Origin of the sequence: Candidatus Fukatsuia symbiotica, assembly GCF_003122425.1 — a bacterium.
Classification (GTDB): domain Bacteria; phylum Pseudomonadota; class Gammaproteobacteria; order Enterobacterales; family Enterobacteriaceae; genus Fukatsuia; species Fukatsuia symbiotica.
On the sequence record NZ_CP021659.1, the window covers coordinates 993,840 to 1,015,019 of the forward strand.

The window sequence follows — 21,180 nt, forward strand, 5'->3', positions numbered from 1 at the left end:
TTCTGCATGTCAAATGTCATTAATATCTATCAACAGGTAAAAATGTCTAGCCGTGAAATTGATCAACTAACGGGCAAACAGCATAAACATGTTCTCGATGATTGTCGAAAAATGTTCGAATCGATCAACATTCAATCGGCCGAGTTTTCGGCTGATTATAAAGACGCCAATGGGCGCACCTATCAAGAGTATGTGCTTGACCAGGATTTAACCATGACATTGGTCATGGGCTACAGCATTTCGCTACGCTATAAAGTCGCCACTCGCTGGCGGGAGCTGGAAGAGAAAGCAACACGGCCTGTCTGCGTATTACCTAATTTCGAAGATCCCCCTGTTGCGGCTATGGCATGGGCAGAGCAGTTTCGTGAAAAAACCAGGTTAGCCTTAGTGAACAAAGCACAGGAAGCGGAATTACAGGAGTTGAAGAGCCTGTTTAAGGAAGGAATAACGACGACTCAGTTTTGCAAAATGCTCAACGGTATTAATACACAACAGATTAATCACTGTTTGGCAGAAAAAAATTGGCTCTATAACGAAAGTAAATCCCATATCCGCTGGCGTGCAACCTCTTATGCACGTGACCGATATTTGACGGAACATCAGCATAAAATCAGTGTGCACGGGAGCGATGACTTTATCAAATACCAACCGGTTTTACTGCGCAAAGGGGCAATCCGACTATTTGACCTCTATCGCAAAAATAAGTTGCCAATGAAAACTTATTGGGATGGGCAATTGACCCATGACAAAGAACTCAACATCGCATCATAAATTAATGGAGCCATACACCATGAAAACATAAACATTCACAACAAGTTATAAGATAGTAACGGCGACCCCAATCGCCTTTCCATATACATATTAACCCTAGCGCTAACAGAGGTGGCTCGAACCACCCCTGTAGCTAACCACCATAACCTCTAGCGGAGGCTACAATGGCTAACATCGATATTACCCAATTTCCTGAATTACGGGAAGTGTTTCCTGAGTTAACGACTGTTCAATTTGAAACGGCGATGCTTTTCGCGTTAGGCGTATCACAAAAAGACATCGCTTTATTACGCTCGGTGTCCTATCCCGCCGTGAAACAGACATTGGCAAGTGCAAAACTCAAATTTGAACCGTATTCGCTGCATGGTCTGTTTACCGTATTTCATGTCCGCCTTGCGCTTTTTGCTTTGAAGGGATGTAGAAAGCGATAGCGTTTAGCATGATAAAAATAGAAAAGATAGTCTCTCTTGTGGAGACTATCTCATTTTATTTTTCTAATTAGACTTTCGCACTGACTAAGTAATTTACCCTCTCCTAGATAGAGCGTCATCCACAATGAAAGGGACTGAATAGAGTTAGGACAGATGATGAAAAAAATAGCAAAGGTATCAAGTTCATTGCCTCTGACATCTATTATGGAAAACAGTCAAGATGTTTGGGGAATAAAAGACCGTGATTCACGCTTTATTTATACCAATCGTGCTTTTTTTGACTTTTTAAATTTGCCACAAGGATTTGATGTGGTAGGGCGACGTGATGATGAACTTCCTACGTGTATTGCAGAATTTGCTTTAATAATTGAAAAACTGGAAAGAGAGGTTATAAAAAGCGGACAAAAAATTACCCTCATTAAAACGCATTTCTTTGGTCGTGAGCAAAAACTGCAACCTTATTTATACGAAACCTTTCCGTTGAATAATAAAAGAAACAAATGCATCGGCACCGTTTTTTATGGCAGAAAATTGGCTATTATTTCACTGCCCCACTACGTAGATAAGCTGACTGCCACGCTATTATTTGAACCTCCCTCGACTCTCTTCACACAATCTGAATTGAGGATAATCTTTTATTTATTACGCACGATGAGTGCCAAGGAAATAGGTAAAAAATTGGCACGTTCTCATCGCACAATCGAAAATAGAATTCGGATTCTATACCAAAAAGCGAAAGTGCATTCATTGCGAGACTTTAAACACTTTTGTCATCAAACCGGCTTTGATCGCACTATTCCTCAAGTGCTTATCCCTCTTGGAATACAGTTTATTGAGTAGGAGATTTAATTATGAGCAACAGACAGAGCAGAGCGAGAAAAAGAGAGTTAAAAAATAAACTCTTGGAAGCTAAGAGAAATGAAAATAAAAATTGGTTTAATCGATTAAGAAGTTGGTTCAAGAACAAAAAGAAGATTGAACGTAGATTGCCATAAATACATTTTATTTATTTTTTAAAAAATAATACGTTTAACGTAGGGTTTCGTCTTGTCAAAACAAGTGGAAGGCTTATATTTTATCTCTAAAAAAAGGAAGCCTTATGTTACAAGAAGTGATGAGAGAACCGTCAGAAATGATTTATATTGGAATAACACTATACAAAGAACTTGAAACATTTTCTGCATCTATCAATGCTCACTGTGAACACGGAATCACTGTGGCTCATTTCACTGAATACCTTATCTAACATTACGGTTAAATAGCCAAAGACAGGATTATTGCTACATTGAAAGAGTAAAAATGGATTTTATTAAAGAATAAATAAAATAGGATAGCCTTGCTCGTCAAGGCTATTTTTATTGAATAAATTGGACCCTATTAATACTACCCCTCATAACAATGAAGGACGCTATTATTTATTAATATTGATTATTCCTCTCATTATTTTTTATTCTTGAAATAAATTTATTCACATTACCCTCTATGACTTTTCCGTCTAAAATACGGACGCCGTGATGACATTTTTCACTTTAATAAAGAGAGAGCCGCTATATGGAAATCAGCCTCAAGCAATGGAATCAAAACCAGCCTCGTCCGCGTTGCATGGAACAAGTACGTCGATGGGCACGCTCTGGCGTCATTCAACCGCCACCACGGCTTGATGGCCGAGAATACCTTGTCGAGGCGCATGCCGTAAAAATTGACCCAACAAACCCCGCCAGTTACGCCGGAAAACGCTTAATGGAGAGACTGTATCATGGCACGCAAAAGAAAGCCGGCTAACCGAGACCTGCCGCCCAATCTGTATGTCCGTAATAACGGCTACTATTGCTACCGAGACCCCCGCACAGGTAAGGAATACGGCGTAGGGAGCGTGAAACGTATCGCGATTAACGAAGCGATTGCCATGAACATGCAGATTTTTGACCAACGCTACAGTTTAGTAGATAGAATCAACGAGGTGAATACGCTGTCGGTGACAGAATGGGTCGCTAAATTTACAGAAAATTGCATCAACGCGGCCTGCGGTCTAACACTCTCAGAGACTACCAATCAAGATTAACGGCCATCACCCGTGCTTTTTCTGATAAGGCACTGAATACCCTCACAACTAAAGAGATTGCTGAATTTCTAAATAGTTACAGTGATCAAGGTAAAACTACCAGCGCAAAATTAATCCACAGCTTGTTGATTGATATGTTTAATGAGGCCATTGCAGAGGGGCATCTGGAAACCAATCCCGTCACAGCCACGAGAAGCCCTCGTATACAGGTACAGAGAGAGCGTTTATCTCTAGAAGAGTTTCTTGTGATCAGAGAGGCAGCAAACCAACGGCAGCCTTGGATAGGTTTAAGCATGGACTTGGCTTTACTGACGGGTCAGAGAGTAGGGGATATCCAACGGATGAAATGGCAAGATGTTTATGGTGGGAAATGGTGGGTAGAGCAACAGAAAACCGGGATGAAATTGGTGATACCCTTAACCTTGAGTTTGGAGATAATTAATAAAAACCTTGAAGGTATTCTTAATGCGTGTCGACAACAAATAGGCGGAGAAGAATATGTCTTTATAGGAAACAAGAAAATTAACCTCAATCCTAAAAGATTGTCGCAAGGATTTACAGACTCACGAGAACAATCTGGCTTGAAATGGCAAGGCACACCGCCTTCATTTCACGAAATCAGAATTTTATCCGCCAGGCTACACAGTGAAGCCAGAGGTAAGGATTTTGCACAGAAATTACTGGGACACAAATCCTCTGCCATGACGGACAAATACCGTGATAGCCGAGGAAGTGAATGGGACGAGATCTGATACATTTTTATGATTCTTGGGTTATAGAATGAGACGTTAGATATGAGATAATCCACTCGACATTTTGACCTAATTTCGATCGATTGTGACTTTTTGTTTTTAATTTATTGATTTTTATAACAAATAAAATACGTCCACTAACGCCTATACCCCTGTGATGAAATAACCAATAAAAAACAAAAAGATAAAATATTATTGCTTATATAATAGGTGACAAAACACAACAAAGCACAACTTTTCAGCCATTATTTATCAATATGTTGCCTCTTCATTTCGACCTATCGTCTTGCACCGAGCGAAGGTTCCTTTCTGTCATTCATCGTAAAATAACTCATTTTCCCAGCATCCAAGGTAGCCTTGTTTGAAACCTGTTTCATCGGCATCGGTAATGTTATCTTTTTCTTCGATCTTCATGTCACCCATCTGACACTTTTAAAAACAGGTAAGAAAAAGGATGCTAACTAATTGAAAAGATTGCTTCGCCCTACAGAGTTCGAACCTGTGACCTACGGCTTAAAAATCCACGGGTGATAATTTAACTTATTGTCATTATTGATAAAATCTATGTCAGTGGCGTGGTTTATGTCATTAAGTGCATTCTAATGTCCTTGATCGGCATTTAACACCGTTCAGTGACGACACAAATACGACACAGTCATTATCACCCCCAAACAACTTCCACATAATCATTTTATCAAAGTGATCGTTACCTTTTCCTTTGCATAATAGTACCCCTCTCAATTTCCCAAGATTATTGTTGCTCATGTACAACAAGTTCAAAATTTTCTTGTTTTATTTGCTACTCATTTTTATATTCAATTTACTTGAGTGACAACTAAGGAGTACATATAGCGGTGGCCTTATAAAATGGTTCAATTAAAGAAGGAAAAGAGGTGATCGACATCACACCTCTCTTTTCTACACTGGGCTTTGGCATGAGTCCATTTCTTCTCAATGGGAATGATAATCTATTTTTTATTACGTGACGACACTATTTAAATATTGACTAAATAATCTCATGGTTTTAATGAATTTTTATTAAGCTTAAGCCATTTTAGAAGAAAATAGCCAAGGATAATGAATTTCTTTCGCATAGAGATTAAATGATTTATATACTTCATAGTAGGAATGCATACCACTCCCAACTATAAAAGCTGACATGGCTTCACAAAAGCTACGCCCTTCTTCTGAATAAGGGGGGATATGTAATTTACTAAGAACCTTGCATGTCATGTTTGCCATCCCAGAATTGCCAGCAATGTAAGGGATCTTACGCTCTATAAATTTTCTTACTTTTTTGTTTGTTGAATTAATATTTATTTTTCTATAATCCACATCTCTATAATAAGGATGAAATTTTTGGTCAGAAAAAATATTACTACAAATAGTTTTATAATTTCCAAATCTACTAGATAGTTCATTTATTTTTACGTCTATATGAACATCAATATAATCTTTGGTTGGGCGAATTTTTTTTGAATAAATATTGTTTATTTTTTTATATCTGAACCGGTTCCATTTCCTTCTATAAAAATAGGCCATATTAAAGATAGCAAAATAATATGATCCTCATTTTTTTTAAAGATTTCTAAAATATCCTTAAAAGAATGGTTTTTTATTTTAAAAATAGGATATGTTCCAATTCTATTTTGCATGCAAAATTTATATGTTTCAAAGAAATCATTTTGCTTTCGAATAGAAGACAGGTTCTTTTTTAGATAATAATGAAGCATTCTAGCTACACTAATTACTGATTTTTTACTGTCTTCAGAATTGAGTATTTTAAGCGCATAGGTATCTTCTTCTACCATTTTTTCTGTAACACTTAACTCTTCAGAACTATATAGAAATTTAAATTTATTATATGAATATATATTTTCTTTTTTTCTTTCTACAACGTATGATTCTGTCTTTTTCTCTATTTCTATAGACTGATCTTCACGAAAATAATCTATATGAAGGAGTATATCACTTAGTACTACATTTAACTTTTCTTCTGTAATCTCAGGTATGTTTGAATATAAACAATCCATTTTAGATAGCATTCTTAATGAATGTGTTTTATTTGTAAAGTAAAAATAATTATTTTTAGTGCTTTTTTCAGTATTGTGCTTAGATAAAAAAATACAACATTTAAAAAAATTTCTTATATTTTCTTTTTGAGATCCAGAGTCTTCTTTAAGCAAGTTATCTAACTCTTTTGGGTATCTTGATAAATCATCACTACTCAAATTGGCTCGATTAATCCTTTTTTGAATTCTTGTCGCAATATTATTTAATTTACTATTAATAACGACTTTATTATGATTAGATATTTTTTCTTTCAAAGCATGTCCATAATTAACAACTTGTTTTTTTAAAAAAATATTATATCTATTAGTATTATCATAACTAACAAAAAAATTGTTTTGTGTAACGGTACCTATCATATTGAATTTATTACTAAAATGTTTCATTAATACATATATTATGTCTGGTTATGACATAAAGTTTTTATATTTAACTGTATGGATAACATATTTAGATATCGCAATGTCAGTTTAAATAATTCTGTTTCAACTGAATTTGTCATTGTTGATTTTTTTAAGATACGTGATACTATAAATTCGTTTATATAAATGAATACAGTTCCGGATTATAGTGACTAAAATTGCTATAACTCAATCAGTGAAATACCTGACTCTAACTGAATGGATTCTACACACAGTCTAGGACGAGAGTACGAGTTGGCAAAAAATAAACAGATTGATTAATTTTTAATCTAAAAAACACCTAAAGAATAATGCTCTCTTCCATTTACTGAACTAATAAAATATAAATAATGCGCATTTTTAGATTAAAAAATATTCGCGCTCTTGCCCTGATTCAATTGTGTAACTACCTATTTATCGTAAATACTTGTATACTTATTACGAGTATATAATCATAAAATGACTGTGTGTCTGACGCCCGTTTTGTGCGGGCATCGATTATCATATGCACGATTGAAAAAAAGGGAGGGTTAAGCGACAGTTAGCGAAGAAACTTGAAAAGTTAAATCAATGAAGAGCCTCTTTCCCACAACTCTCCCCGTAAAGACTGACTACCCATTCAGGATAGTCAATAAATGGACTACGGCTTTTTTGACATTCATAAATAACTTCAGCCCGGGGTCAATTGAGCAATGACTTTGAATTTTAAGTTAAAATTACGTAGTATGTCTGGCATCAATTTGCTTATACCAGGGGGATATCGTGTCAGAATTGTGCCCATGCGGTAGTATATTAAAATATAATGTTTGCTGTGAACCCTATGTAATAGGTGAAAAAATAGCCTCATCGCCCGGAATTTTGATGCGTTCACGCTATAGTGCCTATGTGAAACACAATGTTGATTATTTGATTATCAGTTGGCATCCGGATTGTCATGCAGAAAAATTTCGTACAATGCTAATACAATGTGACACTGAATGGCATGGACTGATCGTGATAAAAGAAATGGCAGGATCTCATACCGATGAAGGTTTTGTTGAATTCTGTGCGGGCTTTACTGATAGGAATACTACAAAAACAAGTATGATATATGAATGTTCACGTTTTCTCCGTCTAAAAAAACGTTGGTATTATATAGATGGTATTTCTAAATACTCCAGGTAGTAAAACAATGACGTGAAACCAGTGACACTGTTATGATACTTCTCTGGCACTGGATATACCCATTTTATCTGAAGATACCAGTTTATTCTAAAGAGAATAAACATATTACCGCAAGAAAAATTCGATATCGAGTGAGCTTGCGATAATTTTTTGTCCCATATGTGCCCCTTTCTGTTTTCGTCTTATCGTTGTCTGTCATGAAATGGTTAATAACCGTTTAGCTTATTGAATATTTGTGAAACGGAGCATTGTAATTATTTAGATACATTTCATTACAAAAATAAATATATTTTTATGCTACAAGGTTACTTCATAATTGAAAAATAAGGCATTAACTACTGTGTAATGTGGTTGATGTTAGATTTTGAACGGGCTCTAAGCACTTATTGTAAGCTAGTTACTATTTAACAGGTTTTTCATCATGCTAATAAATGGTTTTTATTCTCTCATCTCATCCTGTTTTCCATGCTTTGACCCATCGTCATCACTAGAAAATAAGTTCGACGCATGGGAAGAACAATGCCAAGCAGGAGAGGGTACAGACTATTCCATGACAAAAGCAAGAGTGTTATGTGGGGGAAAGTATCTAGATCTAGAAGGATGTGAGCTCAAGAAGATCACATCTCTGCCGACATCAGCGGAGACAACTAAGGTAAGCTTCAGTAATAACGGTATAAATTCTTTGCAAGACCTACTCAGCTTCATATTAGCGTCACCTCACTTGGAAGAAGTAAACATTACAGGCAATCCAGTCGATCAAAGCGAGCTGTTAACAGGGGATAAAAGTGATGACAGCCAGAAGATCTTATTGGAATTGTTAAACAAAATAGCGGAACGAAAGAAGCCAATAAAAATTGTTTCTCATCATCTACCTGCTTGCCTGGCCAAGCTATCACTATCAGAAAACACAAAAAAAAATATACAAGTGTTTAAAGATAACAAACATAATGTCTCCGACATCGAACCTTCTTACCGTATTCTCCGGCAATTAAATACTAAGTATCACTTAGATGAACATGCAGCCAAAGATGTTATGCAAGAGATACATTGGTTCCTGCATAGTAATACGGCGCCAACAGACACAAACCCTTTTCCTTGGAATGAAGACTGCGCCCTTCGTGCTTTCACTGACAATATGCTGGAGAAGCACCCACAGCTATTTCTCTCTGGTTGGCGTTCTTTTATCGGTATCCCTGGTCAAAGAAAAAGAATCGAATCATTGTTTAACGATATGGTGAAATACAGCCAAAAAGAAGTCAATCACAGAAAAGATAAGAACCAAGCCATAGCAATTCTGGACATAAAAGGTAAAAATTGCAATGACTGGCCTGATCTCTATAAGGAGATCGCACTGCGTGACACGTTACTTGCTGACATTAATCTAAAACAGATCAGTACTAATCTCAGCAATCTTAATCTGAAAGCTATGCATTTCTTTTTTGATACAAATTTAAGCAAAATCCTGCAAAAACTGGAGAAAATTAAAATACCTGCTACGGTCGAAGAGAAAACGTACATAAGATCGCTACTGAATCTGATAATAGGCTACCTCAAAGCCGGAAAGAATATCGAAATGTACATTATTTAATAACATACTGATAAAGTTCCTCTTTGGTAATAAAGGTCAAGATCTAGTCTTTTATACAGAGGATTTAAACATCAAAGGTTTTCTGATTGATCAAGACTATCTAATACCTGGGTATATTCATGGTTTTTTGAACCCTGTAATTCCAAAGACACAAACAATGCAGGTACTCGGTGATGACCCCATAGAAGACTTTTTAAAGTTTCTAAAAGATCATCAGCAGCAGGATATGACAAATAGAATAAGAACGTGGATGTTAAAGGCAAAAAACAGACAGGAAAAGAGCGACGCCACTCTGTGGATAAACACCCTTCAGATTTTGAATCAAACGTTACAAGATGAGAATATCCTTAATCAGGTTCGTTTGGATACCATCAAATTGTTAGATGATGAAAAAGTATGGGGTTACTGCACTACCGCTATAAGTGACCGTATTCAAGAAGTAGTTACAACTTTGAATTCACACGAGGAGAACTTGTTGACGAGAGTACCAAAGACAATAAGAACGATTGCCAAAGCGTATGCACAAGAATTAGTGATAAAGTATGAATTTGGTAACATACATACAGCTCAAAAACTACTGTTAGAGATAAAAGACTTAATTTCCTTTCCTCCTGACCCATAGTACGTTTACTTGTGAGTCCCTTAAATATAGCAAAAAAATTAATTCAAGAGGAGTTAGATTCTCTTCGGCAAAAGATTGGTGGAAATATATACAATATAGAGATTGAAGATCACATGAAAGCAGTAAAAGAAGTTGAAAAGAATTTAGGCGTATCCGCACAGTATTTTTCGACGCTTGTAGAAGAAAGTAATGACGACTATAACTTATATGAAATCGATGCAAATATAAGCCCTCGTTTACTAGCACGACAATTGAATGTATTTAGCGAAAAGGGAATAATTCACGATACAGCCTTTCGCGTAATTAGCAAAATCAACTTTAATGATGAGGAAGTAACATTGATGCGGTTAGGAACAGGATTTTCAGTGGCACGTACTAGCGCTACTGGGGGTGTTCAACTTTCTCCTTTTTTCGACTGGTTGCTTAATCTTCCAGATGAAACGTATGATACATTCGTTAAAAATAATCCAGAAATTCTCTCACATCTGCCCAGGCTGGTTAATGCAAAGGGAAATTCCTTGCTTCATCAGGCAATTATAAATGGGCGAGAAAAAATGGTCGAGGTTTTACTCAATACAAATCAATTTGATAATCTTGTTTTCAAACTAACTAATCATGCAGGAAAAACGTCTTTAGATATTGCACTCGATAAAAAGAACTTGGAGATTCTCACGCGCCTATGCAAGCATGTTGATGCAAAGGGAAATACGGCTCTTCACTATGCCGTTGAAGGAAGGAAAGCGAAACAAATTGATCGATTGCTCGAAATTGCCCCTGATCTTATCACTCAGCATAATCACAATAATAGGATCCCTTCTTGGATTGCTCTTGGTATTCATCTTTCAGACGCTGATATATCTTATAATCGCCTAAAAAATATAGCTAGAATACTCGATAAAGAAAACTTTTAAATTTATCTGAAAGAGATTATAAGTCAGTCGGGAAATACGTTTCTTCATTATTTAGTTCAAAGAAACTTAGTAAAAATAGTCGATTTTTTATTGAAGAATCATATTGATATTGTCCGTGTGCTCAACCAACCTAATAATGAAGGGAAGAAACCTTACAATATTGCACGCGATAGAATTAACCCAAAAATGAGTGATATCCTGAAACGAGCAGGAATATTGTAGTGTCAATATTTTCGTTATTTGCCGATGGGTTGTTAGCGTTCCGCTATAATTAATTGGAAAAAAGTGAAATATCATATTCAATCAATTATAGCGAAACGTCGACAGACCTAGGCAACATATTTATTCTCTAAAAACGGTCATGTTATTTCGCGTCTTTCCCACACCTCTCCCCGTAAATACCGATTGCCCATTTGGGATAGTCAATAAAAGGCTTGCGGTTTCCTTGACGCGCGTAGATACGCTCATTACGTCGGCGTTCCCAGTCGGAAACAGGGTCTTGCCTATGCCACTCTAGCAATGTGCAGAGTTTTCCCAGCTCGTTGCCATTGGTGCCCGCTTCATCGACCAGACTCAAATCACCCACTTTGGAATCAATGTCGCCTTCATAGCGCACATCCATATAAAACAGCATTCGACTGACATCACCTTTGACATTATCGGCAGGCTCAAAACTGTCGCGATCAGTTTTATTTTCCGGTGACTCTGCCAAGGGAGTGCCGCCCCAATCAAAATCCTTGTTCCGGCGTGTATTATTCACACTGATATCAGCCGGTCGTAAATGGTGAATATCGGTATAAGCAAACTGACTAGGTTTAGGAAAGCCGTGGCTTTTAGCCCAAACATGCTCGCGGCTCCAAGCATCCTGATCGTCCGTTTGTCCTGACCTAAAATTTTGGGGCACCGAGCGGCCTGTATAGCTGTACGATTTAATTTTGATTGCCTAACGCATACATTGAAGAGTAAATCTAGGGAGTGGCTCATATTTGTGTGCCAATTAAAATTAAATTGCCCAGCTATATCAGGTCATTCTTATTCCTCTTCATTGGTATGATCATGTATCATCTATTTTTATATAAAACTTTGGATGACAGAAAACGTCATCCCACATACGGTAAAATTCATCGGTGGGTATTCATCTTAATCAAGCCAGTTTTATACTGGATGCGTTTTTCATGGTGAATATGTTACCACTTGCCTTCCAGGAAAAATAGCAACTGTCCTCTACGGCCCGCAAGTTTAATCCAATTAATGCCTCCCCCTCACCTGCCGGAATGATGATATCAATATCTGCCCTGACGGGACTGGGGCCGACGTAATCTTCGACATTTCCTGTCCGCCCGAGGTATTGAAGATTAACACCATCACAGGTGATATTCACGATGACCCCCATTCTTGCCCAAGCATTGACAACGATCCCTTTTCCTTCTCTTCCTAATAGCAGTACTCTTCTCGGTGAGTGTGATTTCTTTACATAAAACAGGGGTAATATTATAGATTGGTAATCACCTAAAAGTCCCCTCCTTTCTTCTTTTAAAAAATTGGGATACATGTCCAGAATATCCCCTTCAATGTTATCCGCATACACCGTCCCTTTAAACCAGCCATGGGTGGCATAAATCGTCCCTCTGAAGGTGGCATCGTTGAACTCAGCGTGACCGGCTTTATCTATTTTCCACCCAGAACGGCCTGCCGCCCAGTTGGTCGACTGGAGAGGCCCGCCAATTTTCGCATGAGTGATGGCGGCATCTTTTATTTTAGCCGTGTCAATGGTCGCATCTTGAATAAAGCCTTCGCGTATAAAGACCTGATTATTTTTTACCGCAAAGGGCGAGAATTTTTTGCCATTTTGCCCGCTTAACAGAATAAAATTATCCGCATTAAAACCGATTTGCGATTTCACTTTGCCCCCCTGGGTTTCCACACCTACCACCATGCCGGCATCATAATACTTACCCTGGTGAGTAATCCCTGCCTTAATACTGTACAGGGCATTACCGCCTGATGAGGTAAATTGTGTTGTGGCTTTGGTTTCAATGGCCGCGTCATTGTCACGGAATCGCGCCGCAATCATGTTTTTATATTCCGCTAACGCCTGGGTCGCCAGGGTTTGAGCACGCTTAGTCTGACTTATCGCCGTTTCATTTTTGCCGAATCGGGCACTTATCCGGTTTTGATAGTCGGCCAGGGCCTGGGTCGCCGTGGCGTGCGCCGTGTGGATGTCGGTTATTAACGAGTCATTTTTATCAAAGCGGGCAGTGATATCCAGGCGGTAAAGGCTGAACGCCTGCTGAGCATCGGATTGAGCCTGTCTGAGTGCCAGCATATCCGCGTTAGCACGGTCAAATTGCGTGTCCATCTCCTCTTTGTAGGTGACAAATGCGGTATCCAGATGCGTGGCGGTCTTTTGCACGTCTTGTGTTTGTAATTGGCTTATTTTGAAGCGGGATTTAAGTCCCTGATTATACCGTTGCAATGTTTTGTCTTGTCGCTCTAGCCTCTCATTCACCTGTAGCAATGTTTCTTCTATCTTGCTTTTTACCTCATTTTCGAGGGTAATACGGGTGCGCGCCTGTTTTTGTTCATTGGCCTGGTTGGTTTTTATGAGCGTATCGAGTTGAGAAGTCAGTCTTTTACCGGCCTGCGTGGTCATGATATCATCACGGATGTGATCGAGCACAATATCCGCATCGTCACTCGATTTACCCTGCACCCACAGTGTCCAGGCGCCTTGATTGCCCAGTCGATCGACCAGACGGGCACGAAAGTAAAAGGTTCTGCCCGCAGCCAGACCCTGCATGGTGTAATGACGCTGCGGGTAGGCGATGTCGGTCAGTGGCTTCTGATTAGCATCATGGGCAGAATGGCTGCATTCCACCTCGGTTTTTAAAGTGTCTTCGGCTCCCGCAGGAAAGGCCCAGTTTAGCGTGATGCCAAACACAATCGGCGTGGTCGTCAAGCCAATTGGCTGAGGCGGCGGGGTTTCTTTCCCCTGGAGAGTCGTCTCTGGCGTCGTAACCCACAGGCTAGCGCTGCCCGTCGCGTTAATGGCTCTCACTCTGGTCTGATAGCACCCGGCATAACTGTTGGGGACCTCAAAGCCGCAAGTTAATACCCGCAACAGCGGCGTCCAATTGCCCTTATCCCGCCGCCATTGGGCGTCGTAAGCGGTCGCACCGCTGGCTGCCTGCCAATTAACCTGTAAAGTGGTGACGGCTAGACCTTGAGCAATCACCGCATGACTGGTCAGCGTGATGTGCGTCGGAGGCGCTTGAATTGTCAACGGAATAACACTGATAGGCCGCTCGTCAAGACGTGTACCGCTGTCGATACGTTCATATTTATCGGGGTCATGTTGGACAGCGTTAATACGATAAGTGTTGTCGTTATTGTCCTCGATACGCGTCACACGGTAGTGTTGAAGGGCTAAGTCATCGGCCTCCACCGACCAAATCGCCTCCGCTTGCGGCGTTTCACTGTAAGCCACACTGACGGTGATAAGTTGACCGTTAACCGCGTGGACGGTGCGTGCTTGGGCGGTGCCACTGGGCAGATTAACCAGAAGTCGATCGCCGGGTTTGACGTCAGCGGATCGATCTAACGTGATGTCACAGTCCGCTGCTTGATTGATGCGCCCTCCTATTTTTCTGCCTGATAACATTTCATCGGCGACAGCAATAATATGCCCCGGTAACGGGATCGCCCCATCTATACCCGTGATCAATGAAGATGCTTGATTTTGAAGTCGATAAGGATCATGCTCATAGCCATGAAAATAGAGCTGACTGCTGACCAGAAAATTACCCTCGAAGCCCAACATCGTCAAAGCCATGACCGCCGTGTCTGTGACAGGATCCGGTGTGTTTTGTTGTCCGCAGACGGCTGGACTCCCCCTATGATTGCTCACTCACAGCTCATTAATGAAACCACGGTGCGGCGCCACCTTACAGACTATCATAAACTCAACAAGCTCAAGCCTGAAAATGGCGGCTCCGATGGCTATCTCAATGCGGAACAGACCACGTCGCTGGTTGAACATCTCACCCAGCAGCTCTACCACCACAATCACCAAATTGTGGCCTATATCGCTGGACGCTGGAACATCACCTTTACCGTATCAGGTCTGTATAAAGGGTTGAAGCAGCATGGCTTTAGCTATAAAAAGCCGAAAGGTGTTCCGCATAAATTTGCCGTTGAGAAACAGCAGCAATTTATAAAGACCTACAGCGAATTGAAAGACGCCGCGGGTAATGACCCCATACTGTTTATTGATGCCGTTCATCCGACACAAACCACCAAAATAAGCTACGGCTGGATACGAAAAGGCCAGGATAAAACGATAGAGACCACCGGGAGCAGAACGCGGTTGAATATCATGGGAGCCTTGAACATCCAGAATGTGGCTAACCCCATAATCCGTGATGATGAGACGATTAACAGCGAAAATGTGGTTCACTTCCTGTCTGCCATTCGCGCGCATTATCCCATCACGACAACGGCACATGTGATCCTCGAGGGTGCAGGCTATCACCGTTCACAGCTTGTGCAAGACGCCGCGCTTACGTTGAATATCCAGCTTCATTACCTTCCGCCGTATAGCCCGAATCTAAACCCGATAGAGCGATTGTGGAAGGTGATGAATGAGCAAACACGAAACAATAGATATTACCCATCTAAACAGAGTCTTAAGAACGATATCTTAAACTTCTTTGAAGTGAAGCTACCACAAATGGCAAGTTCTCTGGTATCTCGCTTAAACGATAATTTCCAGGCGCTAAATCCTGCATCTTGATTTCACTTGGGTATATACTTATCACCATTCAAAACACTGGAAAAAATAAATTATTTAATAGGACACAAAATTATAATTTTTATAAAAGTAAACAATAGTCTCCAAATGCCAAAACGAATACCTTCAGATCAAGCATCAATCCCTTCCATGCTACTATCGCTTTCACTTGAGCTGCTATAGCAGGCGCCATGTAACGTGATCACTTTTGTTAATAAATATTATTTAATATCAATATGTTATTGCTAATTTTCATAATCAACTTATACGGCGCCTGCTATATTATAGGAATAACACAGAATTTCTAACACTTCCAATGATAAAGACGACATGCTTTTATTTTCGGATTGTTCTTTAAATAACTTTAATAATCACCGTCATGAAATTACATTTCCTGACGGTTAATCAAAATAATCTCATTATAATAGCATCAGGCAATTTTAATGCTTAAATTAAGCAACAGATAAAAGGATACTCTACTATGGGTGAGGTTCTTAATACATCAAATAATATTACATTTCTTTCTGTGGGGCTTCATAATGCAACAAGGGGTCATTGAACCAGATACCAAGCCGGCTGGCGGTTTGGTCCAATTGAAAAAAGAAAGCGTTAATAGCCTTACGACAGGTAATGAACGAGTAGAAGAGTTAAAAAAATTCACCAGAGAATTAAGGATTGACAACAAAAAAGTTGATGAATTAAATCAGGAAGAACATAGTTTTTTATCTTCTGTCTTTAAATTAAGAAAAGAACACAGTGAAAATAATATAGTAATACATCAGAACATTGAAAAATTAACCAGGTTAAATTAAAAAAGAGATCATTTATTACAGGGTAACAGCAGTTCAGAAAATGATATAGAAAAAAATAGCGAAGAAATAAAAGAGACCAGCAAAAAACTAGAAGATTTAAACAGAAAAAAAATCGCGAGTTACGACGTCTCGCCAGTTTAGAAGAACATTTATCCAGTAGTGATGCTAAAATAGAATTAGCCACACACTCAATGTCAAGCAGTGCAGCAGCATATCAGACTATTTTAAAACAGGTAACGCCTTGGTTATCTAAAATAGACCCAGAAAAATTAGAAGAAGAAATAAAGGGAGAGATGGCTACAGTACTGAAAGAGCTTGAAATGCAGACTGTATCCGATGCATTATCTAGTAATTATCTGTTTTCTTCTCCTATACAGCCAAAGGGAGCAACGAAAGAAAAGATGTTATCCAGTTCTGAAATTGCTAACAAACTTATTGAAGGAATCAACACTGTAAAAGAGCATTATTTAGATATTCATCAAAATGCCTCGAAAAAATATTCTGATTTTTATAAAGAATTTAGTGATATTGTTACCAAAATGGGTAAATCAAATAGCAGTAGTGGTGATAAGGTTGTTATCCAGACGGGAGAAATATACCTTGATTTAATCAAATTGAAAGATAAATATGCTGTTACGGAAAAGGCTGGACAGTTATATGTTGATGATAGTGATAAGAGAACGAAAAAGTGGGTAGAAAATCTGGGATTATCCACGGATATTGTTAAAGTTGAAGGAGTAGGACATGTTGTTGGTATTGATATACCCAAGTGAAATCAAGATGCAGGATTTAGCGCCTGGAAATTATCGTTTAAGCGAGATACCAGAGAACTTGCCATTTGTGGTAGCTTCACCTCAAAGAAGTTTAAGATATCGTTCTTAAAACTCTGTTTAGATGGGTAATATCTATTGTTTCGTGTTTGCTCATTCATCACCTTCCACAATCGCTCTATCTCGTTTTATCCTGGCCTTTTCGTATCCAGCCGTAGCTTATTTTGGTGGCTTGTGTCGGATGAACGGCATCAATAAACAGTATGGGGTCATTACCCGCGGCGTCTTTCAATTCGCTGTAGGTCTTTATAAATTGCTGCTGTTTCTCAACGGCAAATTTATGCGGAACACCTTTCGGCTTTTTATAGCTAAAGCCATGCTGCTTCAACCCTTTATACAGACCTGATACGGTAAAGGTGATGTTCCAGCGTCCAGCGATATAGGCCACAATTTGGTGATTGTGGTGGTAGAGCGGCTGGGTGAGATGTTCAACCAGCGACGTGGTCTGTTCCGCATTGAGATAGCCATCGGAGCCGCCATTTTCAGGCTTGAGCTTGTTGAGTTTATGATAGTCTGTAAGGTGGCGCCGCACCGTGGTTTCATTAATGAGCTGTGAGTGAGCAATCATAGGGGAAGTCCAGCCGTCTGCGGACAACAAAACACACCGGATCCTGTCACAGACACGGCGGTCATGGCTTTGACGATGTTGGGCTTCGAGGGTAATTTTCTGGTCAGCAGTCAGCTCTATTTTCATGGCTATGAGCATGATCCTTATCGACTTCAAAATCAAGCATCTTCATTGATCACGGGTATAGTACCGTTCAACAAGCACAAGCTGATGTACTTCCCTACCTCACTCATTATTACAATCAAGTCAGGCTACATAGTGTTAATGATTACCAAACGCCAATGATGAAAGATACCAGGCGGCATAAAACACCTGAATTTGTGTCCAAAATTACTTGACCAGAACAAGAAAGCCATTTGGCAGGCACTGAAAAACCTGGGCGTCACCTATAAAAAAAACCCTGCGTCATCCCAAGGCAGACGAAGAGACACGGCGCGCCTTCCAGGACACGATAGCCTGCTATAAAAAGCAGGGAAAACCGGTCGTTTATCTGGATGAAAGCGGTTTCGCACACGATATGCCACGAACCCACGGTTATGCTGCACGAGGTCAACGCTGTTGGGGTACCCAGGATGGGCAGCCTAAGGGCCGAACAAATGTCATTGGCGCGTTACTGGGAACCGTCCTGATGGCGGTCGGATTATTTTTTTGTTCCATTAACAGTGATGTTTTTTACGCCTGGGTTACCCAGCGCCTTTTGCCTACTCGTCCTCCTCATTGTGTCATCGTGATGGATAACGCCAGTTTCCACAAACGTCTCGACATTCAGCAGGCTATCAGTAAAGCCGGGCATTGGATTGAATATCTCACTCCCTACTCACCTGCTCTCAATCCTCACTTTTACCCACAATTTTTGTTATTAAGAATAATGAACAATCTCACATTTTCTTGCAGGATCTCATACCCTCGCCAAAGCGACATGATTCCCGGTAAATCCTCGGCACGTCGGTTAAGAAATCCTCCCAATTGACGCAGCCATGTTATTGCCTGAAGCACTGTGGGGGATGCTCGGGAAGGCGGCTTGTTGTCTGTATTCTGCAATACAGCGTTTGCCATTCTATCTTTGACAACACATCGGTGCAGGTAGCCTCAGGACACAACGCTGCCATTTTGGTCATATGCATCAGTTTGAAGGCGATAATGCTTTTGAGGGTGATCATTTTCGTTAGTTTGGTTGCCGTATTTAAACGACATTGTTCAACACAACATCCTGATTTCAGTGTTTTGAAGAACTCTTCTATCTTCCATCTCAGTCTATACCAATTCACTTTCTCTTCTGCTTCAAAGGCGTCAGTGGCCGTCAAATTGGTCAATAATACCCATTCGACAGGCGCTACTCCTTCTGGAGGAGGCTGTTCTTTAACACTGATGGCAGATACGTGAACCTTTTCATGGATATGCCGTGAAGCGTCTTTATTGGTAGGCCCATAAACTAGATTATTTCTAATGGGGAGCCAGCCTGAAATGGAGCGAATATCCACATAAGCCGTTCTTGCTACCCTTTGCTGATTTTTGGGCAGGGTGAGTGCTATGGTTTTTAAAATCGGCGTCTTTGACAAGGCGGTTTGCACCGTTGTTTTTTTCCCCTTTTCATCGATAAATTTTCTGTCTTTCCGGTTGCGGATAATAAAAAATGTTTTTAGTGAGCTTGCAACCCGAAAAAGTTCGAAAATATCCACTTCTCTGTCTCCCAGCGTGATTAAGCAGGTATCTTTGGGTATCAGCGCCGCTGTCTCGTAGAGGGTCTCTATCCACTTAATACTTTCTTTCTCTTTCATTGTCGATTGATAAAGCCGCCGCTGTTTTTCCTGAGGGGGTTCCTCTCGGGAAACACGTGACCAGCATTTAAGCGAGGATAACCCAAGCGGCAAGCCCTCCTGAGTTACCATCAAACTTGCATGAAGCATCAACCCCATTTTATGTTTGTGATAGGCTTTAGATATACTTCCCAACCCCTCTGTCTTTTTATGTGAGTCAAAGTTCAACTCTGATGTGTCCTGAAGAGAAAAAACCAGTGAATGCCCCTCCAGACGTTTTTGTGTTTGCACACAATGTGTACGGAATAGCGCGCTCTCGCTCACTCTCTCATTGCTAAAAAATCGATAAGCTCCTTTGGCCTGTGACCAGGAGCCATGACAGCTTGGGTAAATTGAACCTGACGCTTTTGATGATAATAAGCCCGCTGTTTCAAAAAAACGCTCTTTAAGGCGTTTATCTCCGAAATCAATTTGATGAAATTCTTCACGGATCCACTCATTCCCATTACCCGTTACTGTTTTCATGTGCCTGTTTCCTGATTTACCTTGTTCTTCTTTACTATTGACTCTACCAATAATCCAATTCCACCTGAATCATTTTTCATTCAACGTTGTGGGTAAAAGTGAGACCTCAATCCCATTGAACATAAATGGGCCCAGGCTAAAAGTAAAAGAAGAGACCTCAATTGCGACATCGATACCTTATTTTTAGAATATATGATGTGATTATTATTATGTTTTTCATGTATGCAGCAAGTGAGACGCCCGCGAGTACACCAATGGCGTTCCATTGTTCTGGGCTGTAGCTGTTTAGCAAACCATTCAAGATGCTACCGGCGGAAACACCATAGGCTGCACCGGTGGTCAGTTTTTCCATGGTCATTTTCGTCTCTCAGTGGGGATACCGTTTTCCACTAAGAGTCGGGGGTGGTGTTATAGAAATAGCGTCGCACCCTAAACTCTCGTGAATTAAAAGGGTTGAGCACTGATAGGTAATGGGCTAGATGCTAAAAGTAAAAAAGGCCACGTCATGCGCAGCCCTTGAAATCAAAAGCAGTCAATTAATTTAAGCGATAAACAAGTAATAAAGATTGAAAAGGAAAACAACTGGTTTTGTGACTATGCTTAATAGGAGACAGAGATCCAGTGCATATTCAAATGACGCTAATCGAAAAATAGGAAATGAGCATATGAAAAAAATAAAGATTCTATTAAAATTATTATCCATCTTATTATTGCCAACATCTATTTGGGCTTCTCATGAAAAAACAATTTCGAATGTATGCCAAGAACTTTGGAAGGTGGGTGGGATCCAGTTCTTCCCATCAAAAATATGTTCATATGAGAAACCCCCTGTTGATGCAGATAATACATTTTCTTAATCAGAATATGAAGCATATATAGCGGTACGGTGTAATTTTGATTACATACTGAATACTGTTAAGTATAAATATACGACACGACTGATCTTTATGCTGTAATTAAAATAGAATCGTTCTGCTATATACGATAAAGCTTTGTACCGTCTCTCTATTTCTTCCCAGTAGGTTGGGTAGTCTGTTTTTTCAAATTATTACGAAAATAAGGAGTATTAAATGAAAAAGATAAAGACTTTTTTAAGAATATTGGTCATTTTATTATTGCCAATGTCC

At 39.7% G+C, this 21,180-nt stretch carries 20 protein-coding genes and 3 pseudogenes; 16 read left to right on the top strand and 7 right to left on the bottom strand.

The window, feature by feature from the left end:
* Window positions 1–6 precede the first annotated feature (6 nt).
* From CCS41_RS04790 to CCS41_RS04810, 7 genes and pseudogenes are all read left to right on the top strand, one after another.
* Complete coding sequence (locus CCS41_RS04790) at window positions 7–771, top strand: Rha family transcriptional regulator (protein WP_119797299.1); 765 nt, start codon at window positions 7–9, stop codon at window positions 769–771.
* 164 nt (window positions 772–935) lie between these two features.
* Entirely contained in the window at window positions 936–1,202 is a 267-nt protein-coding gene (locus CCS41_RS04795) for a transcriptional regulator (protein WP_119797300.1), read from the top strand.
* Between the two features lie 153 nt (window positions 1,203–1,355).
* Window positions 1,356–2,042, top strand: coding sequence for a helix-turn-helix transcriptional regulator (locus CCS41_RS04800; protein ID WP_240313851.1), 687 nt, complete (start codon window positions 1,356–1,358; stop codon window positions 2,040–2,042).
* Window positions 2,043–2,053: 11 nt separating this feature from the next.
* Window positions 2,054–2,197: a hypothetical protein gene (locus CCS41_RS15580; RefSeq protein WP_162859994.1), complete on the top strand. Its 144-nt coding sequence runs from the start codon at window positions 2,054–2,056 to the stop codon at window positions 2,195–2,197.
* Window positions 2,198–2,301: 104 nt separating this feature from the next.
* Complete coding sequence (locus tag CCS41_RS15585) at window positions 2,302–2,448, top strand: hypothetical protein (protein WP_162859995.1); 147 nt, start codon at window positions 2,302–2,304, stop codon at window positions 2,446–2,448.
* A gap of 305 nt (window positions 2,449–2,753) precedes the next feature.
* On the top strand, window positions 2,754–2,984 hold the full coding sequence (locus CCS41_RS04805; protein ID WP_072551021.1) for an excisionase: 231 nt from the start codon (window positions 2,754–2,756) through the stop codon (window positions 2,982–2,984).
* Window positions 2,959–4,016 (top strand): annotated as a pseudogene (locus CCS41_RS04810) (site-specific integrase). Before CCS41_RS04805 ends, CCS41_RS04810 begins: the two are co-directional and overlap by 26 nt.
* Before the next feature lie 1,044 nt (window positions 4,017–5,060).
* Here CCS41_RS04810 and CCS41_RS04815 read toward each other — a convergent pair.
* Both CCS41_RS04815 and CCS41_RS04820 read right to left on the bottom strand, forming a co-directional pair.
* Window positions 5,061–5,558, bottom strand: coding sequence for a hypothetical protein (locus CCS41_RS04815; protein ID WP_072551023.1), 498 nt, complete (start codon window positions 5,556–5,558; stop codon window positions 5,061–5,063).
* Window positions 5,507–6,445, bottom strand: a complete 939-nt coding sequence (locus CCS41_RS04820; protein ID WP_162859996.1) for a hypothetical protein — start codon at window positions 6,443–6,445, stop codon at window positions 5,507–5,509. Before CCS41_RS04820 ends, CCS41_RS04815 begins: the two co-directional genes overlap by 52 nt.
* Window positions 6,446–7,249: 804 nt before the next feature.
* Here CCS41_RS04820 and CCS41_RS04825 point away from each other — a divergent pair.
* From CCS41_RS04825 to CCS41_RS04840, 4 genes are all read left to right on the top strand, one after another.
* Window positions 7,250–7,651, top strand: a complete 402-nt coding sequence (locus CCS41_RS04825) for a YchJ family metal-binding protein (RefSeq protein WP_083429662.1) — start codon at window positions 7,250–7,252, stop codon at window positions 7,649–7,651.
* Window positions 7,652–8,072: 421 nt separating this feature from the next.
* The gene (locus tag CCS41_RS04830) at window positions 8,073–9,239 is read left to right on the top strand and encodes a leucine-rich repeat domain-containing protein (RefSeq protein WP_072551026.1); all 1,167 of its coding nucleotides are present in this window, start codon (window positions 8,073–8,075) and stop codon (window positions 9,237–9,239) included.
* 127 nt (window positions 9,240–9,366) lie between these two features.
* The gene (locus CCS41_RS04835; RefSeq protein ID WP_205411489.1) at window positions 9,367–9,861 is read left to right on the top strand and encodes a hypothetical protein; all 495 of its coding nucleotides are present in this window, start codon (window positions 9,367–9,369) and stop codon (window positions 9,859–9,861) included.
* Between the two features lie 11 nt (window positions 9,862–9,872).
* Window positions 9,873–10,772 (top strand): ankyrin repeat domain-containing protein, encoded by a 900-nt coding sequence (locus CCS41_RS04840; protein WP_072551028.1) that lies wholly within the window; start codon window positions 9,873–9,875, stop codon window positions 10,770–10,772.
* 364 nt (window positions 10,773–11,136) lie between these two features.
* On the opposite strand, the gene CCS41_RS04845 is transcribed toward CCS41_RS04840, so the two are convergent.
* Together CCS41_RS04845 and CCS41_RS04850 are read right to left on the bottom strand one after the other, a co-directional pair.
* Window positions 11,137–11,676 (bottom strand): endonuclease I family protein, encoded by a 540-nt coding sequence (locus tag CCS41_RS04845; protein ID WP_205411490.1) that lies wholly within the window; start codon window positions 11,674–11,676, stop codon window positions 11,137–11,139.
* Between the two features lie 240 nt (window positions 11,677–11,916).
* A complete protein-coding gene (locus CCS41_RS04850; protein WP_162859997.1) occupies window positions 11,917–14,592 on the bottom strand; it encodes a TipJ family phage tail tip protein in 2,676 nt (891 codons plus the stop codon).
* Between CCS41_RS04850 and CCS41_RS04855 the strand changes: the two genes are divergently transcribed.
* The 3 genes and pseudogenes from CCS41_RS04855 to CCS41_RS04865 all read left to right on the top strand — a co-directional run.
* Complete coding sequence (locus CCS41_RS04855; protein WP_119797301.1) at window positions 14,542–15,564, top strand: IS630 family transposase; 1,023 nt, start codon at window positions 14,542–14,544, stop codon at window positions 15,562–15,564. The two genes, CCS41_RS04850 and CCS41_RS04855, sit on opposite strands and share 51 nt — an antisense overlap.
* A gap of 536 nt (window positions 15,565–16,100) precedes the next feature.
* Window positions 16,101–16,373: a hypothetical protein gene (locus CCS41_RS04860; RefSeq protein WP_119797302.1), complete on the top strand. Its 273-nt coding sequence runs from the start codon at window positions 16,101–16,103 to the stop codon at window positions 16,371–16,373.
* 98 nt (window positions 16,374–16,471) lie between these two features.
* Window positions 16,472–17,146: pseudogene (locus CCS41_RS04865) on the top strand (IpaD/SipD/SspD family type III secretion system needle tip protein); the annotation flags it as partial.
* A gap of 2 nt (window positions 17,147–17,148) precedes the next feature.
* Here the strand turns inward: CCS41_RS04865 and CCS41_RS04870 are convergent.
* Window positions 17,149–17,897, bottom strand: a pseudogene (locus CCS41_RS04870) (winged helix-turn-helix domain-containing protein).
* A gap of 192 nt (window positions 17,898–18,089) precedes the next feature.
* On the opposite strand from CCS41_RS04870, the gene CCS41_RS16035 reads away from it, so the two are divergent.
* Both CCS41_RS16035 and CCS41_RS04875 read left to right on the top strand, forming a co-directional pair.
* The gene (locus CCS41_RS16035; protein ID WP_205411491.1) at window positions 18,090–18,236 is read left to right on the top strand and encodes a hypothetical protein; all 147 of its coding nucleotides are present in this window, start codon (window positions 18,090–18,092) and stop codon (window positions 18,234–18,236) included.
* A gap of 25 nt (window positions 18,237–18,261) precedes the next feature.
* On the top strand, window positions 18,262–18,741 hold the full coding sequence (locus CCS41_RS04875) for a transposase (RefSeq protein ID WP_275887690.1): 480 nt from the start codon (window positions 18,262–18,264) through the stop codon (window positions 18,739–18,741).
* Window positions 18,742–18,751: 10 nt separating this feature from the next.
* On the opposite strand, the gene CCS41_RS04880 is transcribed toward CCS41_RS04875, so the two are convergent.
* Both CCS41_RS04880 and CCS41_RS17105 read right to left on the bottom strand, forming a co-directional pair.
* A complete protein-coding gene (locus tag CCS41_RS04880; RefSeq protein ID WP_119797305.1) occupies window positions 18,752–20,053 on the bottom strand; it encodes an IS4 family transposase in 1,302 nt (433 codons plus the stop codon).
* Window positions 20,054–20,210: 157 nt separating this feature from the next.
* Window positions 20,211–20,405, bottom strand: coding sequence for a phage holin (locus CCS41_RS17105; protein ID WP_083429600.1), 195 nt, complete (start codon window positions 20,403–20,405; stop codon window positions 20,211–20,213).
* Window positions 20,406–21,180: the final 775 nt, after the last annotated feature.

Bases quoted from the DNA above. Each gene is read 5' to 3' on its own strand.
- CCS41_RS04790 (WP_119797299.1), top strand. From the start codon at position 7: ATGTCAAATGTCATTAATATCTATCAACAGGTAAAAATGTCTAGCCGT.
- CCS41_RS04795 (WP_119797300.1), top strand. From the start codon at position 936: ATGGCTAACATCGATATTACCCAATTTCCTGAATTACGGGAAGTGTTT.
- CCS41_RS04800 (WP_240313851.1), top strand. From the start codon at position 1,356: ATGATGAAAAAAATAGCAAAGGTATCAAGTTCATTGCCTCTGACATCT.
- CCS41_RS15580 (WP_162859994.1), top strand. From the start codon at position 2,054: ATGAGCAACAGACAGAGCAGAGCGAGAAAAAGAGAGTTAAAAAATAAA.
- CCS41_RS15585 (WP_162859995.1), top strand. From the start codon at position 2,302: ATGTTACAAGAAGTGATGAGAGAACCGTCAGAAATGATTTATATTGGA.
- CCS41_RS04805 (WP_072551021.1), top strand. From the start codon at position 2,754: ATGGAAATCAGCCTCAAGCAATGGAATCAAAACCAGCCTCGTCCGCGT.
- CCS41_RS04815 (WP_072551023.1), bottom strand. From the start codon at position 5,558: ATGGCCTATTTTTATAGAAGGAAATGGAACCGGTTCAGATATAAAAAA.
- CCS41_RS04820 (WP_162859996.1), bottom strand. From the start codon at position 6,445: ATGATAGGTACCGTTACACAAAACAATTTTTTTGTTAGTTATGATAAT.
- CCS41_RS04830 (WP_072551026.1), top strand. From the start codon at position 8,073: ATGCTAATAAATGGTTTTTATTCTCTCATCTCATCCTGTTTTCCATGC.
- CCS41_RS04855 (WP_119797301.1), top strand. From the start codon at position 14,542: ATGAAAATAGAGCTGACTGCTGACCAGAAAATTACCCTCGAAGCCCAA.
- CCS41_RS04850 (WP_162859997.1), bottom strand. From the start codon at position 14,592: ATGTTGGGCTTCGAGGGTAATTTTCTGGTCAGCAGTCAGCTCTATTTT.
- CCS41_RS04860 (WP_119797302.1), top strand. From the start codon at position 16,101: ATGCAACAAGGGGTCATTGAACCAGATACCAAGCCGGCTGGCGGTTTG.
- CCS41_RS04880 (WP_119797305.1), bottom strand. From the start codon at position 20,053: ATGAAAACAGTAACGGGTAATGGGAATGAGTGGATCCGTGAAGAATTT.
- CCS41_RS17105 (WP_083429600.1), bottom strand. From the start codon at position 20,405: ATGGAAAAACTGACCACCGGTGCAGCCTATGGTGTTTCCGCCGGTAGC.